10 protein-coding genes are annotated in these 17,469 nt (G+C 61.9%); 1 reads left to right on the plus strand and 9 read right to left on the minus strand.

Annotated elements, in window-relative coordinates:
- Window positions 1-19: 19 nt before the first annotated feature.
- The 3 genes from AB4O08_RS27920 to AB4O08_RS27930 all read right to left on the minus strand — a co-directional run bounded on the left by AB4O08_RS27920 (window position 20) and on the right by AB4O08_RS27930 (window position 4,931).
- The gene (locus tag AB4O08_RS27920; RefSeq protein ID WP_010210508.1) at window positions 20-952 is read right to left on the minus strand and encodes an alpha/beta fold hydrolase; all 933 of its coding nucleotides are present in this window, start codon (window positions 950-952) and stop codon (window positions 20-22) included.
- Between the two features lie 80 nt (window positions 953-1,032).
- Window positions 1,033-3,288 (minus strand): ATP-dependent DNA helicase, encoded by a 2,256-nt coding sequence (locus tag AB4O08_RS27925; protein WP_045792120.1) that lies wholly within the window; start codon window positions 3,286-3,288, stop codon window positions 1,033-1,035.
- Window positions 3,285-4,931 (minus strand): VRR-NUC domain-containing protein, encoded by a 1,647-nt coding sequence (locus tag AB4O08_RS27930; RefSeq protein WP_460114598.1) that lies wholly within the window; start codon window positions 4,929-4,931, stop codon window positions 3,285-3,287. The genes AB4O08_RS27925 and AB4O08_RS27930 overlap by 4 nt, the downstream gene beginning before the upstream one ends.
- A gap of 186 nt (window positions 4,932-5,117) precedes the next feature.
- Here AB4O08_RS27930 and AB4O08_RS27935 point away from each other — a divergent pair, with 186 nt between their 5' ends.
- Complete coding sequence (locus AB4O08_RS27935) at window positions 5,118-5,342, plus strand: YgdI/YgdR family lipoprotein (protein WP_010210513.1); 225 nt, start codon at window positions 5,118-5,120, stop codon at window positions 5,340-5,342.
- Between the two features lie 40 nt (window positions 5,343-5,382).
- On the opposite strand, the gene AB4O08_RS27940 is transcribed toward AB4O08_RS27935, so the two are convergent.
- Genes AB4O08_RS27940 through AB4O08_RS27965 form a run of 6 tightly spaced genes read right to left on the minus strand, consistent with a single transcriptional unit; the run spans window position 5,383 to window position 17,373 of the window.
- Complete coding sequence (locus tag AB4O08_RS27940) at window positions 5,383-6,795, minus strand: polyurethane esterase (protein ID WP_021493175.1); 1,413 nt, start codon at window positions 6,793-6,795, stop codon at window positions 5,383-5,385.
- A gap of 49 nt (window positions 6,796-6,844) precedes the next feature.
- Window positions 6,845-9,955 carry an autotransporter domain-containing protein gene (locus AB4O08_RS27945; protein ID WP_460114599.1) on the minus strand — a complete coding sequence of 1,037 codons (3,111 nt, stop codon included), beginning with the start codon at window positions 9,953-9,955 and terminating at the stop codon, window positions 6,845-6,847.
- A 43-nt stretch (window positions 9,956-9,998) separates the two neighbouring features.
- On the minus strand, window positions 9,999-12,956 hold the full coding sequence (eprS, locus tag AB4O08_RS27950) for an autotransporter serine peptidase EprS (RefSeq protein WP_460114600.1): 2,958 nt from the start codon (window positions 12,954-12,956) through the stop codon (window positions 9,999-10,001).
- Window positions 12,957-12,986: 30 nt separating this feature from the next.
- On the minus strand, window positions 12,987-14,321 hold the full coding sequence (locus tag AB4O08_RS27955; RefSeq protein ID WP_460114601.1) for a TolC family outer membrane protein: 1,335 nt from the start codon (window positions 14,319-14,321) through the stop codon (window positions 12,987-12,989).
- A gap of 2 nt (window positions 14,322-14,323) precedes the next feature.
- Window positions 14,324-15,625, minus strand: coding sequence for an HlyD family type I secretion periplasmic adaptor subunit (locus AB4O08_RS27960; protein WP_010210522.1), 1,302 nt, complete (start codon window positions 15,623-15,625; stop codon window positions 14,324-14,326).
- The gene (locus AB4O08_RS27965) at window positions 15,622-17,373 is read right to left on the minus strand and encodes a type I secretion system permease/ATPase (protein WP_460114602.1); all 1,752 of its coding nucleotides are present in this window, start codon (window positions 17,371-17,373) and stop codon (window positions 15,622-15,624) included. Before AB4O08_RS27965 ends, AB4O08_RS27960 begins: the two co-directional genes overlap by 4 nt.
- Window positions 17,374-17,469: the final 96 nt, after the last annotated feature.

A 17,469-nucleotide genomic window follows, 5' to 3' on the forward strand; every position in this document is an offset into this window, starting at 1 on the left:
CCGGGTCGAGGCGCGACCTTTAGATTTTCCCTAGAAACCCGAGCATTAGCGCGTTGACCTGTCGGGCTTGTTCGTTCTGGATCCAGTGACCACAGTTCGCCAGTACGTGCTGCTCAAGCTGTGGCACTGAATCCGGCATGCGCTTGAGCGTGTGGGCTTCGAAGACCCCCACCGGATCGCGGTCGCCGATCAGAAACAGCGTGGGTTGCAGTACTTGCTGTCCCGCCAGGAACTCAGTGCGTTGCCAGTTGCGTTCGAAATTGCGATACCAATTCAGCGGGCCGCGGAAACCGTGGTCTGCGAAGGTGCTCACATAAACGTCCAGATCCGCCTGGGAGCACCAGTGTGGTAATGGACCGGGCGCCGGAACGCCTTCAAGCAAGGTGGCGCTGGCCGGTTTCTGTTGCAAAAACACATCCTGGTCCTGCATGAACAGGCGCAGTGTGCGTTCGATATCGGCGTCCAACTCCTGCTCGGCAACGCCCGGTGTCTGGAAATACAGGATGTAGTTGAAACGGTCGGCGTACAACTCGCGCATGATCTCGATCACTGGCCGCCGTGCACGTCCGGCGAATGGCACGGACAGCGTGATCAAGCGTGTGACACGCTCAGGCTCAAGCAGCGCCAGGTGCCAGGCCACCACGGCGCCCCAGTCATGGCCGACCATCACCACCTGGGTATGGCCGAAGTGGTCCATGGCCTGCTGGATATCGCCGCATAGCGTCAACAGGTCATAGTCGGTTATTTCAGGCGGTGAACAGGTGCGGCCATAACCGCGCATTTCCGGGGCAAACACCCGATAACCCGCCGCTGCCAGTACGGGAATCTGTTCGCGCCAGGAGTGCCAGCACTCCGGGAAACCGTGAAGCAGCCAGACCGGTACGCCCTGTTCGGGCCCCGCAATATGAACACTTAACTCAATACCGTTGACGCTGATGAGGTGCTGGCTCATGGGCATGACCTGTTTGACGGTTTTGCCCAGCGTGGACCCTTGCTGTTCAAGCCGCCAGCATCATTGACGCCAGGAATGACTCAAGCCACCGTCCACCAGCGCGGCAACAATTGACGTACCCGTGCCTCGCCAAACCGGTCATCGATCAGCATCACCACGCCCTGATCCTGTTGGCTGCGAATCACCCGGCCTGCGGCCTGCACGACTTTCTGGATACCAGGGTACAGGTAGGTGTAGTCGTAACCCGCGCCGAAGATCGCGCCCATGCGCAGCTTCATCTGTTCGTTGACCGGGTTTAGCTGGGGTAAGCCGAGGGTGGCAATGAATGCGCCGATCAGGCGGGCACCGGGTAGGTCGATGCCTTCGCCGAATGCACCGCCCAATACCGCGAAACCGATGCCCTGACTGTGCTCGGTGAATTGGTCGAGAAAGGCCTGTCGCTCGGCTTCGGCCATGCCGCGAGACTGTTGCCACAGCGTGATCGTTGGGTGCTTCTCGGCCAGTAACTGCGCCACTTGTTGCAGATAATCGAAACTGCTGAAGAATGCCAGGTAATTGCCAGGTTGCTGGGTGTACTGGCGAGCGATCAGCTCGACGATAGGTTCCAACGAGGCGTGGCGATGGACGAAACGGGTGGATATTTCATCAACGATGCGCACGTGTAATTGCTCGGCCTTGAACGGCGATTCCACATCGATCCATGCCGTATCCGCCGGCAAGCCGAGCAAGTCCGCGTAGTAATGTCGGGGGCTCAGGGTCGCGGAAAACAGCACGCTGCTGCGGGCTGCCGTCAACCGTGGGCGGATGAACTCGGCGGGCACCACGTTGCGCAGGCACAGGGTCGAGCTGCTGCGCTTGCCGTTGAGCTGGCGCTTGCTGATGTCGAAAATGAAGTGTTCGTTGAACAGCTCGGCGACCTTGCCGAACTGCAGCACCTCGAAATAGAAGCGTTGCAGGTCGCCGCTGAGGGATTCGGGGTGATCGTTGAAGTATTCACCCATGGCGCTGGTGCACAGGCTCAGGGCCTGCAACAGCTTCTCGGGGCGGGCGGTGTAGGCCTGGTACGGCGCGAGTTGGTCCTTGTGCAGTGCGTTCCACGCGCGGTTGAGCCGCTGCAAGGGTTGCTTCAAGGGCTCGGGGGCGGTCTCGCGCAGTGTCTTGAGGTGGTACTGGTCGAGACTGGCGCTGTACATCGAGCGAGCCCGCTCGACCAGATTGTGCGCCTCGTCCACCAGCACGGCTGCGCGCCATTGGTTGAGCTGGGCCAGGCCGAACAGCATGGCGCCAAAATCGAAGTAGTAGTTGTAGTCGGCGACCACCAGGTCGGCCCAGCGTGCCATTTCCTGGCTCAGGTAATACGGGCAGACATCATGGGCCAACGCCACGTCGCGCAGGTTGCGCTGGTCCAGCAGGCGCACCTTGGCGGCGGCGATGCGCGCGGCGGGCAGACGGTCGTAGAAGCCCTTGGCCAGCGGGCAGGCGTCACCGTGACAGGCTTTGTCCAGGTGCTCGCAGGCTTTGTCCCGCGCCACCAGTTCCAGCACTCGCAGTGGCTGGTCAGGACTGCTGGCATGCAGCACCTGGGCGGCATCCAGGGCGAGCTTGCGGCCGGGGGTCTTGGCGGTGAGGAAGAACAGCTTGTCCAGTCGCTGAGGCGCCAATGCCTTGAGCAAGGGGAAAATCGTACCGATGGTCTTGCCAATGCCGGTCGGTGCCTGGGCCATCAGACAACGGCCGGTACTGACCGCCTTGTACACCGACTCGGCAAGCGAACGCTGTCCAGGACGGAAACCGGCATGGGGAAACGCCAGGGTTTGCGCGGCGCTGTTGCGCGCTTCGCGGTGTGCCATTTCCTGCTGGGCCCAACCGAGGAACAGCGCGCATTGCTGGTTGAAGAAGGGTTCCAGCTCGGCGGCTTGAAAGCGTTGGTTGAGCACCGTCTCGCCTTCACCGACGATGTCGAAGTACACCAGCGCCAGGTTGATGTGCGAGAGGTTGAGTTTCTGGCACATCAACCAGCCATACACTTTGACCTGAGCCCAGTGTAATTGACGATGGTTGGCGGGCTGGGCATCGAGGTCACCGCGATAGGTCTTCACTTCTTCCAGACGGTTGGCGTCCGGGTCGTAGCCGTCCGCCCTGCCCCGCACCTTGAGTTGTTGGTACTCGCCTTCTAGCGCCACTTCATTCTGGTAGTGCGCGCTGCGCCGCGAAGCGACGGTGCGGTGGCCGATGATGCCTTCCTGAGCACTGGGCGACGGTGTGAAGCGCAGGTCGAGGTCACCGACCTTGGCCGTGAACTCGCACAGCGCGCGCACGGCAACGCTGTAGCTCAAACCGACTCTGCCCAGCGCACATAGCAGACCGTTACCGGCATCTGGTATTCGCTGCAGAACTCCAGCCAGCGCAACTGGTTATCCTGCAGGCGATCGCCAGGTCCCTTGACCTCGATCATGCGGTAGGTTTTTTGCGTCGGCCAGAACTGGATCAGGTCCGGCATGCCGGCGCGGTTGGCGCGAATGTCCAGTAACAGCCGTTCGAACCAGTAGCGCAGGTGTTCGGCGGGCAGGCAGGCTAGGGCCTGTTCCAGCAGGTCTTCGCTCAGCAGGTTCCAGAACACGAAGGGCGACTGGATCCCCCATTTGTCGCTGTAACGCTGGCGAATCGTGGTTTTGTAGCGTTCGTCCTGCAACTGCTCGAAACACGCAGCGAACAGCGGTGCACGGCGCGGGCGGAAGTCCTCGCTGTGCAAGTCCGCCGGACCGCGTTGAAACGGATGGAAGAATGAGCCCGGCAGCGGCGCAAAGATTACGTCCCAGCACAGCAGGCCGAACAGTGAATTGATCAGCCCGTTTTCAACGTAGTGCACCGGCCCATCAGGCTCGCTGAGGTGCGCCTGCACGCAGTACTCCACCGACATCAGCGGCTCGGGTAGCGCAAGGGCCAGGTCCAGGCGCGTGACCGCACGAGGCTGCGCTTTGGGCAAGGCCGGCTTACCCAGTTTGCGGCGCAGCCGTGGCACTACACGCAATAAGTGCTGCTGCTCGGCGGCGCTTTCCGGAGCCTGTTGAGCGGCGTTCGCCAAGGCCATGGCTTGGCCGTAGTCCTCCTGGCGCTCCAGCACCCGTATCAACCTGGAGCGGGCACCGGGATAGGCGCACGTGCGATAGATCTGTTCCGCCAATGCCAGTTCAGCAATGCGCTCGCACTGTTGACCGATCTGGAACAACAATTTGGCCCGCCGCTTTTCCAGCCAAGGATTGTCGGTACTCAAGGTTGCGATCTGCGCCAGTACCTGCTCCAGCGTTTCACCGGCCTCAAAAGCCTGCTGGCATTGGTGCAGGAACAGAAAACCATGCACATCGTCACGGCTGCGCAGGCCGCGGGATTCTGCGCAGAATTCGACTTTTTCGTAGGTGTAGATGCCCAGGTCTGCCAGCACGAATTCCGACCAGTCCTGATGCAGGTTGCCGAAGAACATCAGGCGCAGGCGGTCGCACAGCTCCATGATCGAGAGGCTGTACAGCGTGTCGGCAAGCTCCGGACACCAGCCAGCAAAACTGCGGCGGTCGGTAAAGTGTGCCGACAGCCCTTGCAGCCAATCGGACTTCCTGCCTTTGGGCTGGTCGATCCAGGGCTTGAACGCGCCGAGGATTTCGCCCTTTTGCAGCAAGGCAAACAGCTCTTCAAAGGCCAGTAAGAACTGAGTGTCGACCCAGCCCAATTCAAGCAACGGCGCAGCAGCGGTGTGGGTGCAGCCGATCTCCACGTAGTTGAGTTTGCCCGCCCGGAAATGCACGCCCTTGCGCATCACCATGCGCACCAAAAGCGCCTGGGATGGCTGCGGCAACCTGTCAAATTGCTGAATGAAATGCTGTTCGTCCGCATCGAGCAGATCCGCATAACGTAGCCCCAGCCAATGCAGGACCTGGCGGAAGTTATGCAGGTAATAGAGCGGGTCTTCGAGGGGATTGGCCATGGTACGCAGCGATCAAATACTGGTTATGCATACAGAGTGCCGTCGCAAAGACCAGGTTGCAATCGCTAATAGATAAATGGCGGCTGCAACTTTTTGCATAAAAGTGATCAGATGGTGAAGTCGATGGCGTAACATTTGTTGCCCGCGGCCTCTGGCGCGGGACTTTTAAGGGTTAAGGTAAGGGTTATGAACATGAAGAATTTGGGTCTGCCGCTGGTTGCACTCACTTTTCTGGTATTGGCCGGTTGCGCGACGCAAACCGTAGTGACGCTGCAAAATGGCACGCAGTATTTGACCAAGGACACCCCGAAAACCCAGACCGCCGATGGCTTCTACGAGTTCACCGACATCGCCGGCAAGCGTGTACGGGTCAAGGCTGCCGATGTGGCCACCGTGCGTAAGGAAGGCTGATCGAATAGGTCAGTGGGGGCCGGGCCCCCACTGACCCTCTTCAACCGATGGCAACGCCCTCCCCCGACCACCCGTTGACCCCCACCAATGTCACCGAATCTGCGCCGAAGCTGATCACTGTGTCCCCTCCCTGCTCACGGTATTGAGCACTCCCCTCTACCTCCTTGAATACCAGTTGATCGCTTGGCTGATAGCCGATGATCCGGTCCTGGCCAAACTGACCGCTGAACAAAAAGGTGTTGTGCCCGCTGTTGTCACGAATCGTGTCATTGCCTTTGCCGCCTTCGATAAAGTCCGCACCCTTGCCGCCCTGGATCAGGTCGTGGCCGTCGCTGCCGATGATGAAGGTATTGCCCTTATGCGGCTCGGCATTGCGGTTGAGGTCCTGCACCCAGGTAGTGGCCCGTGCCGGGTCGGACAGGTTGGCGACGATCACGGTGGAGTCGCGGGTCATTTGCTCATAGAACCCGGAGTCAAGCACGCGACTCAGGCCATCGCCGTACCCGGTAGGCAGGTGCGAAACCCAAGTCGGCAAATTGACAATGGAAAACGGCAGCACATTCCACAGCGTCGAGGCGTAGTGGTCGTTGAAACTGACAATATTGTCGGTGGTGGAGTCATGGGGGGTGTCGTGCACACCCAGGGAAGACAGGGTGAAGGATGAGCCATCCAGCGCACGGAACACCGGGTCATTCTCGTAGCCGATGTTGAGCACCTTGTCGCTGGCACTCTGGGTCGGCGAGGCGTAGGCCACGTAGTTCGCGTCCTTGTAGAACCCCGACCACTTGCTGTTGCTCAGGTCGGCCATGCTGTTGACTGCCAGCCCGCCCAGGCTGTGGCCGCTGACCACCACATCGTGACCGCTCAAGCCATGGGCGCTGGCGTAGTCGGCCACATTCTTGAGCAAACCGCCGAAGGCTTCCCCGGCGTAATTCTTCGCGTAATCCTTGGGGCCCAGGGCGGCCAGCAGGTCGCTGACCAGGTCACCGATGGAATCGCTGATCAAGGTTTCCCGAGGCCCCGAAGTGCCGCGAAAACCAATGCCGATTTCCAGCAGTTTTCCGGCGTCATCGTACTTGCCCAGCACCTCGACCTGGGCCGTGGTGTAGCCCGTCTTCTCGCCAAAGAAGGTGCCTCGCGCATCGACGTTGCCACTGTAACCCAGGGTGCTGGCGCTGATGGGCGTCCAACCGGCCTTGTGTACCGCGTCCAGCGCGGCTTTTTCGGAGTCCGGGTTCCAGGGGATGCCGGGGATTACGCCCTGGGAGTCCGTGCTGCCCAACAGCGCCCCGACCAACGTAGCTGGCAAGCCCAGCCCCAGGCCGTTGTGCTGGTACCCCACGGCAAAGCCGTTATCCAGGTTGTGATAGGAATACAACGTGATCGCCATGGCATCGGCGAACAATGCTTTTGAGCCCTCGGTCCCGAGGTTTTTATAATCAAAGATACCCATGGTGCCGCCTCTCTTGTTGTTGAATGTCGAGAAAGCCAAGTAGCAATCATCAGAACGCCCAATCGAGGCTCAAGCCCACCCCATGGGCTTTGTCCTTGCTGGACAGCAGGCCGTTGTAGTCGAAGTTCACCCGCGCTTCCTTGCTTAACGCCAGACTCACCCGTGCACCGACCAACGCGGCATCACGCGCCATCGGCGCACTTTCGACGGCAAACGAAGGTCCGCCCGAGGCGAAAGCCAGGTGCTGCTCCGAGTCAGTGCTGCTCAGGGTGTGCTGCCAGCCCAGGGTGCCGGACACCTCCAACTGCTGGTGGTCATTCACATTGAAGGTTTTCAGGGCGCGCATACCCAGGGTGCTCAGCACCAGGTCGCGGGTATCGTCGCGACTTTCAAGCGCCGCAGCGTCACCTTTTTCGGTGAAACCATCGCTGTCCAAGTGCACATAGGCCAGGTTGGCGAATGGCTCCAGCGCTAACGGTTGCACGTTGATGCGATAGGCCGCCTCGGTGAACACCTGGGTGCTGCGTGCATCAACCTTGGCTTTCTGCTTGCCGGAGACGTCGCCGTATTGCAGGTCGCGCTTCACGTCTGCGCGGTGCCAGCTGTAGGTGGCACCCCCGCTCAAGCGCCAGGCGCCGATCTCATGCCCGGCATAGGCGCCGAAGTGGTAGCTGTCGACCGACGCACGTGAATGCGTGCCGCTGCCCATGTTCAGTGAGGTATCGCTGTAGCCCGCGACCAGGCCGATGCGCGTGGACTCGTCGAGTGCACCGTCCACCCCGGCGAGCATGCCGCCGATGGAGGTCGTATAGCCGGCAGTGTCGCTGCGGCTGTCGGTCTTGCCCCAGGCGCCCAAGGCCTTCACCCACACGTTGCCACGGGTGTCGACGGTCTCGCTGGTCGCACCCATCTCTCCATTGCGCAGGCGCTCGCCGACGGCTTCGCGTACATAGCGGCTGTCATTGACCAGGGCGGTTTCCAGTGCCGGGTAGATCTCCCCCGACAGTTGTTGGAAAGCACCTTGCGCCGAAGCAGCATCCGGCGCCAGCAGCAGGCTCTCATACACGGCATTGCCCGCGCCCAACTGCTCGGCGGAGGCGGCCACGGCTCGCTGGTTGTCCGTGGCCCCCACGCTGGCAAAACTGTTGGCGTTACGCGCCACGTCCAGTTGCACGCCGTTGGCCGCATAGTTCAGATTGCCGCCAAGGAACAGGTAGTTGGGCAGCACCGCGCCAAAGCTGCCGCTAACTCCGCCGGCGGCTTGCAGGATGTTGTACTGGCGCCCGATCAGGCTTTGCGCCTGTGCGCCACTGAGCAGCGTCGGGCTGTTTTCCAGCGCGAGGGTCACCGTGCCGCCGTTCAACGTGGCGGTGCCTCCCGCCACAATACGATCGCTGTTGGTGGGCGACAGCTCCACGGCGTAGGTCGACCCGGCCTCAAACGTCACATCCCCCGCCACGTTCAAGGTGCCGATGGAGTTGCCCGGCGCTACCGTGCCGCCGGCTTTCGCCAGCAGTGAACCGATGCGCCCTGAGCCTGCGACCACGCCACTTTGGCTCACGGTCACCGGCGAGGTGACCGAACCATTGATCGCCAGCAGGCCCTGGTTGACCAACGTCGGGCCGCTGTAGGTATTGGTGCCGGTGAGTATCAGCGTGCCAATGCCCTGTTTGGTCAGGCCGCCGTGCCCGGCGATGTCATTGCTCCACAGGTCCAGCCCGCAATGCACATCGTTGCAGGTGCGCTGAGTCGGCTTGCCGGCATCGACAATCGCGCCTACGCCCGGCAAATCCGCGACAAACTGCCCGCTGCCATAGGCGCCGTCGATGCGGAACTCGGCCGGAATGTCCTCGGCCGTGACAAACATCCCCGGGCCATTGATCGCCTTGCCCAGGTTGATCATGCCCCAGCCGTACAGCGAGTCGATACCCGGTGCGCCGAGATCGGTGGCGGTAGTCTTGAGCAGCGTCGAAATCTGGTCGCCGCTCATGTACGGGAAACGCTCCATCAGCACGGCCGCGCTGCCGGCCACATGGGGCGCCGCCATGGACGTGCCGTTGAAGTTGGCGTAATCGGTGGTGAGATTGTCCAGGTTGGTGCCGTTGATGACGGAACTGTAGATCTTGGTACCGGGGGCCGACACGCAAAAGCTCGCCGCATAACCGCAACGTGAAGAGAACGTACTGATCACATACGGATCGGCGCTCGCGGTGTCCGGGTTCTGTTGCAAGGCCGCGACGGACAGCCAGTTGGGTGCAATCTCCGGCACAAAGTACGCCAGCCCCGAAATCGCGTCCGGGTTATTGCGGTTGTAGTCATTACCGGCGGCGAAGATCGTCAGCACGCCGCTGCGGGCCGCGTCGATCGCGCCCTGGTAGGCGCCACCGGCGATCGTTCCGAGGATCGGCCGGATGTTATTGAACTGCGCCTGCGCTTCATTGACCGTGAAATTCGGGAAAGCCGGGTCGCGCCCGCCCTTGGCGTACTGGTCACCGATGCCGATGCCCCAGCTGTTGTTGATGATCCGCGCGCCGCTGGCGACCAAGGCGTCCCAGCCGGCCTTGTACACCGCGCCATCGTTGCCGAGGATGATGCCGTCTTCCGGACCTGGGTCACCGTTCTCGGCGCTGATGATTTGCGCATCAAAGGCCACGCCGTGCATCGGCCCGCCATCGCGGTTACCCGCGGCGATTCCGCCGACGTGGGTTCCGTGGTTGCCGAGCTTGCCATTGGAACCGAGGGACGGTGTGCCGTCATAACGAAACGCATCGCCGGCCTTCACCGGAATGTACGGGTCGGTGTATTGGCGAATACCCTCGGTGACAATCGTCACCACCTTGCCGGGGCTGGCGAACTCCGGATGCTGGGCATACACCGGCTGATCGAAGATCCCCAGCTTGACGCCCTTGCCGGTGTAGCCGGCGGCATACGCGGTATCCGCATGCACAGCGCCCAGGCCCCAGTCGGCCTTGAACTCATTGCTGCGCCAGCTGGCGGCATCGCCCAGCTTGCCGGTTTCCACATAGGGTGCGGCCTGGGCGGTACCCAGGCTTGCCAGGCAACACAGCAACGCACCGTATGGCACGCTGCGGTTGGCCTTGAGCGGATAGCCCAAGGCGGTGCGGATGGCGGTAGTTAACCCTGACTTGCGTGTATTCACGGTGACCTTCCTTAGTTTTCTTATTGCACGTGTGTAAATCGCTTCAGAATTGCCAGTTGAGGCTCAGCCCCACACCCTGGGTTTTCTCCCGGCCACCCAATTGGCCGTTGTAATCGAGGTTGACCCGCGTGACCGGGCTCAGCGCCAAGCTGGCCTGCACGCCCACCAGCGCGGCGTCGCGCAGCAAGGGCGAACTGCGCACGGCGAATGAAGGCCCGCCGGCAACAAACGCCAGGTGTTCTTCGGATTCAATGGCGGTGAGGCTGTGCTGCCACCCCAGCGAGCCAGAAAGCTGCAGCTGTTGGTGATCATTGAGGGCAACGGTTTTCAGTGCGCGCATGCCAAGCGTGCTGAGCACGGCGTCCCGGCGATCGCTGCCACGCTCCAGCGCCGCAGCAGCGCCTTTTTCATGGAACGCCTCACTGTCCAGGTGCACATATGCCAGGTTGGCAAACGGCTCCAGTGCCAAGGGTTGCAGGTGTATCCGGTAGGCCGCTTCGGTAAAGAGTTGCGCCGTGTGCGCATCCAGCTTGGCGTTCTGTTTACCGCTGACAGCGCCGTAGTGCAGATCACGCTTTACATCACCGCGATGCCAGCTGTAGGCGCCACCGCCACTGACGCGCCAATCGCCCAGCTCGCGCCCGGCATACGCGCCGAGGTGATAACTGTCGATGGACGCAGAGGAATGTGTACCGCTGCCCATGTTCAATGAGCTATCGCTGTAACCGGCGACCAGCCCCACGCGAGTCTGCTCGTCCAGCGCACCCTCCACGCCACCCAGCAAACCACCGAGGGACGTGGTTGAACCCGCCGTCTCACTGCGGCTGTCGGCCTTGCTCCAGGCGCCAAGTGCCTTGAGCCACAGGTTGCTTTCAGCGTTGACCGGCACATGGCGCAAACGCTCGCCCACGGCGTCACGTAGCGACTGGCTGTCGTTGATCAGCATGGCGCCAATCGCCGGGTAGATCTCCCCGGACAGTTGCTGCAAGCCTTGTTGCGCGACCGCAATGGAATCCGACTGCAGCACGCTTTCATACACGGGGTTGCCCGCGCCCAATTGCTCGGCGGCAGCGGCTACGTTGCGTTGGTTGCGGGTCGCCGCCACGCTGGCGAAGGTGGCGTCATTGCGGACCACGTCCAACTGCACGCCGTCGGTGGCGTAAGCGAGGGTGCCCCCGAGGAACAGATAGTCGGGCAACACCTGGCCAAATTGGCCCTGGATACCCCCCACCGCCTGCAGGATGGTGTACTGGCGGCCGATCAGGCTTTGCGCCTGCGCGCCGCTAAGCAGGGTCGGGCTATTTTCCAAAGCCAGGGTGACGTTGCCGCCGCCCAGGATTGCCCTGCCGCCGGCGACGATACGGTCGCTGTCGGTGGGCGTGAGTTCCACCGCATAGGTCGAACCTGCCCCCAGGTTCACGTCACCCGCCACCTGCAAGGTGCCCACGGAGTTGCCCGGTGCTACGCGGCCACCCGGGTGAACCGACAGCGCGGCAATCCGCCCGGAGCCGCCCAGTGTGCCGCTGTCGTTGACCGTCACCGCAGAGGTCAGCGAGCCGTTGACTGCCAGCAACCCGCCGTTGACGGTGGTCGCCCCGCGATAGGTGCTGTCGCCGCTGAGTACCAGCGTACCCGAGCCGGACTTGATCAGGCTGCCTTCATAGATCCGCGTCGCGGCCGCTTGATCGCGTGCCGTGCCGACAGCGTAGTCCGTTTGGTCCTGCTGGCTGGCACTGGCGCCCACGCCGTTTTGCCAGCCCTTGTCGATCAGGGTCTGCTGCCAAGCGCTGTGCTCGATAGCGTCCTCGGCCTGGCGCCGCAGCAAGGCCTGGTCGGAGATGCCGTTGCTCCATACATCGCCCTGCCCGGCCGCGAGGCTGACGTTCATAGGCCCGAGTAACTGCCCAGGGCCGTGCATCGCCCGTCCCAGGTCCGGCACACCCCAACCTACGGTGGTCGTGGGCGCCTGGGTGAGGGAACCATCGAGCTGCGTGGCGGTGGTCAACAACACCTGCAACGCCTGCTCGTTGGTCATATAGGGGTAGCGCTCCATCACCAGCGCCAACGCGCCGGTAGCATGGGGCGCCGACATCGAAGTGCCGGATTTGACGCCATAACCGCCGTCGGGGATGGTGCTGTTGATCAACGCACCGGGGGTGGAAATGCACCAGTATTTGGCAATGCCACACTGGTTGTATTTCTGGTTGTTGGCCTTGTCCAGGCCCGACACCGCCAGCCAGTGTCCTTCCAATTCAGGCTGGAAATACGGCAACGCCGAGCGCACGCTGGCGTTCGCGTAACCACTGTTGCCGGCGCTGAAGACGTTGATGACACCGGCTTTGGCCACGTCCGCCGCCGCATCCAGCCAAGTGCCCTGGTTGTAGTGCTGGGCGTAGGCCGCATGCAGGTCAGCGAGGGTGCGGTAACTGACATCCTTGGGTTGGCTGCCCCAGCTGTTGTTGATCGCCCGCACACCGGAATCCACCAGGGCGCTGTACACCGCCTTGAAGTATTTGGGATCGGGCGTCGGGCCAAACAGGAAGCTGTCATTGGCGTTGGTATTGCCCACGTAGAGTTGTGCGTTGTACGCCACGCCGTGCATGCCCACGCCGTCGCGGGCTGCGCCCATCGTGCCGGTAACATGGGTACCGTGAGAATCATTGTTAGGGTTAAGCGCACCGGTGGTGCTGAAGGCGCTGCCATCGACGTAACTGCCGCTGGCGCTGACGGCGTGATAACGATCCCTGGAGGCCTCCGGATGGTTGGGATCGAAGCCTGAGTCCAGTGCGCCGATCTTTACCCCGCTGCCGGTAATGCCGGCAGCGTAGGCTTCATCCGCCTTCATGCGTCCCAACCCCCAGTCGCTCTGGAACTCGCTGGAACGCCAACTGGCGGCGTTCCCTGGCTGGCCGTTCTCGGTGTAGGCCGCTTGCGCCGCAACGGACAACAGCAGCAAGGAGGTGGCGGTAAACGGTTTGAAACGCGGCGAATCGGTGATCATAGAAACCATCCTTATTGTTGTTATAGAGGCCTACTTCATGGGGCCGAAGGCCTCATCGACTTTTGCCAGGTCGGTGTCCCGCAGGTTGCCGGCGTAGTAATGCAATTTGGTCCAGGCCATCAGGTAGTCATACCGTGCCTGTGCCAGGTCGCGGCGGGTGCTGTAGAGCTGCTGCTCGGCGTTCAACGCATCCAGGTTGACCCGCTCGCCGCCGAGGATGCTTTGCTGGGTCGACACCACCAGCGCTTCGGCAGACACCAGTGCCTTTTGATACGCACGCAACTTGCTCACCCCCGACAGGCAGGCGCTGAACTGCCGACGCAGTTCGATCAGGGTTTCGCGGGTCTTGCCCTCCAGTTCGTACTCGGCCTGCTCCATGGCGCGGCTGGCCTGGCGCGTGGACGCGGAGATACCGCCACCGGCATACAGCGGCAGGCTGACTTCGACGCCGATGGTGTTGGTGTCATAGCGCTGGTTGTAGGTGTTGCCGCTGTCGGACTCCTGTTGTCGCGAGCTGGCATAGGCCGTGACCTTGGGCAAATGCCCGGCGCGATTGCGCTCAACTTCATAACGCGCCACTTCCAGAGCCTGGCGCTGGGAGGCCAGCGTGGGGTTGTTGCTGATCGCCAGCTCATGCCAGGTGTCATAGTTGGCCGGCGTCAGGGTGAACGCGGCAAACCCCTGGTTCAGCGGGGCCAGGTCATGGATGTTGACGCTCTGCACGCCGATCAAGGCGCCCAGTTCCCGCAGGGACGCATCCTGTTCGTCCAAGGCTTGGATCTCTTCGACGGTGGCCAATTCGTAGCGTGATTCGGCTTCCAGAATGTCCGTGCGAGTCCCCTCGCCTTGCTGGAACAAATGCTGGTTCTGCTGGAATTGCTGTTCGAACGCCTTCTTCTTGGCACGCGCGATGTCGATCTGGTCCTGGGCGAACAACGCCTGGGTGTAATACGTCAGCACCCGCACCAGCAGCGCCTGGCTCTTGTCGCGAAAGCTTTCATCGGCGAACAATGCCTGGGCCACGCCCTTGCGGTAATTGGCATAGGCCTCGTAGTCGAACAGCGGCTGTTGCAGGCTGAAGGTAGAGCCGTAGCTGTTGTAGTTGCGGTCGTCGTGGTAATTGCCACCTCGCCCGTCCGGCAAGGTCGCTTGGGAATTGTTGCGGCCCTTGTTGTAGTTGTACGAGAGCCTCGGCAATAGCCCGGCGCGGCCGATGGCGCGGTTTTCCAGACCGGCGTCGCGCTCCTTGATGGCGCCAAGGAAAACGGGATCGTTACGCAAGGCCTGCTCATAGACATCGAACGGGCCCATGGCGGCCTGGGCACTCGCGCTGGTCAACAGCAAGGCGATAAACACGTGCTTCATGTCTACTCCTCGGTCAACGCGGAGCCGGCACGGTCGAGCAGCGGCTTGAACAGGTAATTGAGCAACGAGCGCTCGCCGGTGCGCACGAACATCTCGGCGGGCATGCCCGGCTTGATCACCAGACCGTGGAGTTTTTCCAAGGCTGCTTCGCTGACCGTGGTGCGCAGCACGTAATAGGGCGCACCGGTTTTTTCGTCGAGCATCTGGTCAGCGGAAATCAGGCTGACCTCCCCCGGCACACGCGGTGTGCGGCTCTGGTTGAAGGCGGTGAACAGGATGTCGACCGGCAGGTGGGTGCCAACCTTGTCGACCAAATGCACCGGCAAGTGCCCTTCCACCTCCAGGCGCGTGTCCTGGGGCACGATTTCCAGCAGGGTTTCACCGGCACGCACCACGGCGCCTTCGGTGTGCACGCTGAGATTGACCGCGATGCCATCTGCCGGCGCGTTGATTTCGCTGTGCTGCAGGTCGAACCCCGCCGAGGTAAGTTGCTGCTCCAGGGTCAGGCTACGCAGTTGCGAATCGGCCAACTGGCTGCGCACCTCCTTTTGGTATTCCTCACTGTGCTGCTGCAGTTTCAACCGCGATTCGAGAATGCCCTGCTCTACCCGGCCACTTTCGCCGGTGTTCTGCGCCAGGTCCTGTTGCACCTGAGACAACTGCCGCTGGTAGTCCATCAGCCGATTGCGCGGGATGTAGCCATTGTCGGCCAAGGGTTGCAGATTGCTCAGTTGATCGCGCAGGGATTGGGCCTGGGCGGTCAGGTCGCTGCGGGCACGGCGCATGCCGTTCAACTGTGCGGTGGCGCCGTCGATATTGGCGCGGATACCGGCCTGCTCCCGGGCAAAGGCTTCGCGACGACTGCTGAACAATTGGCGCTGACCTTCCAGCACCAGCGCCAGGGCGGGGTCGGGATTGGCGCTCAGTTCAGGCGGAAAGAGGATGCTGGCCCGGTTGTCGCGCTCGCTCTGCCAGCGTGCCACGCTGGCCCAGGCCATGCGGTACTGGGCTTGCAGGGACTGCACGTCGGCCTGGTGCTGAGTCTGGTCGAGACGAAACAGCGGCTGGCCTTGCTTCACCCGTTCGCCCTCCTTCACCAAAATCCGGCTGACCACGCCGGGGCTCAGGGTTTGCACCGCCTTGCGCTTGCCCGATACCACTACGGTGCCCTGCACCGGAATCCCCTGGTCCAACGGCGCCAGGCTGGCCCACAGGAAAAAACCGCCAGCCCCGACCACCGTCAGCAGCCAGCCCATACGCGCGAAGAAGTTCGCGTCGCGTTGTTCAAAAGTGATGCTGCTCATGCGCCTGGATTCCTTCCGGCCTGGTACTGACGACTGAAACTCACGCCCGGTTTCTCTCTAGGCGGCTCCTGCTGGCCGGACAACGCCCGCAGCACTTCCTGACTCGGCCCGAATGCCTGCAAATGCCCCTCGCTGAGCACCAGCAGCTTGTCGGCCTGGGCCAGCGCGGACGAGCGATGGGTGACCAGCACCATGCTGCTGCCCTGGGCTTTCATCTGCACAATGGCGCTGGCCAGGGCCGCTTCGCCAACGGTATCGAGGTTAGAGTTGGGCTCGTCCAGCACGATCAGGCGCGGCCCGCCGTACAGGGCGCGCGCTAACGCCACCCGTTGTTTCTGACCGCCCGACAGGCCGCCGCCGTTGTCGCCCAGCACCGTGTCGTAACCTTGAGGTAAACGCAGGATCAGTTCATGCACGCCGGCCTGCTGCGCGGCACGTACCACGGATTCAGGATCAGCCTGGCGAAAACGCGCGATGTTGTCGGCAATGCTGCCGCTGAACAGTTCGATGTCCTGGGGCAGGTAGCCGATGTGGGGGCCGAGGTCGTCGCGGTCCCAGCGGTGAATGTCCGCACCATCCAGGCGCACGGTGCCCGCCAGGGTCGGCCATACCCCCACCAACACACGGGCCAGGGTCGACTTGCCGGAGCCCGATGCCCCCAGAACGCCGAGCACTTCACCGGCGACCAGGTTGAAACTGACTTGATGCAAGGTCGCCACACGCCGGCCGGGCGGGCCCGCGCTGACCTGTTCGAAACTGACCTGGCCTTTGGGCGCCGGCAGCTTCATCTGCTCCACTTCCGGCGGAAATTCGCGCAACAGATCATCCAGCCGCTGGTAGGCCAGCTTGGCCGAACTCCATTGCTTCCATACCGCAATCAACTGGTCGATGGGGCTGAGCACTCGCCCCATCAGAATGGAACCGGCGATCATCATCCCGGCGGTCATATCGCCCCTGATCACCAGCAACGCCCCCAAGCCCAGCACCAGCGATTGCAGGCACAGGCGCAGGGATTTACTCAGCGAGGTCACGACTGAGCCGGTATCACTGGCTTGGTTCTGCAAGCCGAGAAACTGCGAATGCACTGCAAACCAACGTTGGCGCAGCGCACCGAGCATGCCCATGGCCTGGATGGTTTCGGCATTGTGCAAGTGGCTGGTGGCCAATTGCGTGGATTGCTGGGAATAACCACTGGCCTCGCCCAACGGCTTTTTGGTCAGGTATTCATTCAGGCACGCCAGGCCGATCAACAGCACTGCGCCCGCGGTGGCCAGCACGCCCAGCCATACGTTGAACAGGAAGATCACCAACAGGTAGAGGGGAAACCACGGCGCATCGAAAAACGCGAACAGCGCCGGTCCCGTGATGAATTGGCGGATATGGGTAAAATCGCCAAGGGATTGCCCGGCATGTCCCTGCCCACGTTGCAGGTTGCGCTCAAACGCGGCCTTGTACACACGCAGGTTGAAACGCCGCTCCAACTGGCTGCCGATACGGATCACGATAAAACTGCGGATCGCCTCAAGCGTGCCAATAAACGCAAAGAACCCCACGACCATCAGTGTCAACATCACCAGGGTGGTTTCATTCTGGGAGGACAGCACGCGGTCATACACTTGCAGCATATAAATCGACGGCACCAGCATCAGCAGGTTAATCAATGCCGTGAAACAGCCAACACTGATCAAAATACGTTTGTATTCACCCAGCGCCTTGAATAACGGCGCGACGGCATGGGACTTCGCCATGTTTTCTGATCTTCCCTGAAACAAATTGCGCGCAATAGTTGCCCCAGCCCCACATAACGGAGCGGCCAACTAATATATTCAAGTTATAAGCTTATA

The sequence above is a fragment of the Pseudomonas sp. H3_E07 genome (genome assembly GCF_054668895.1).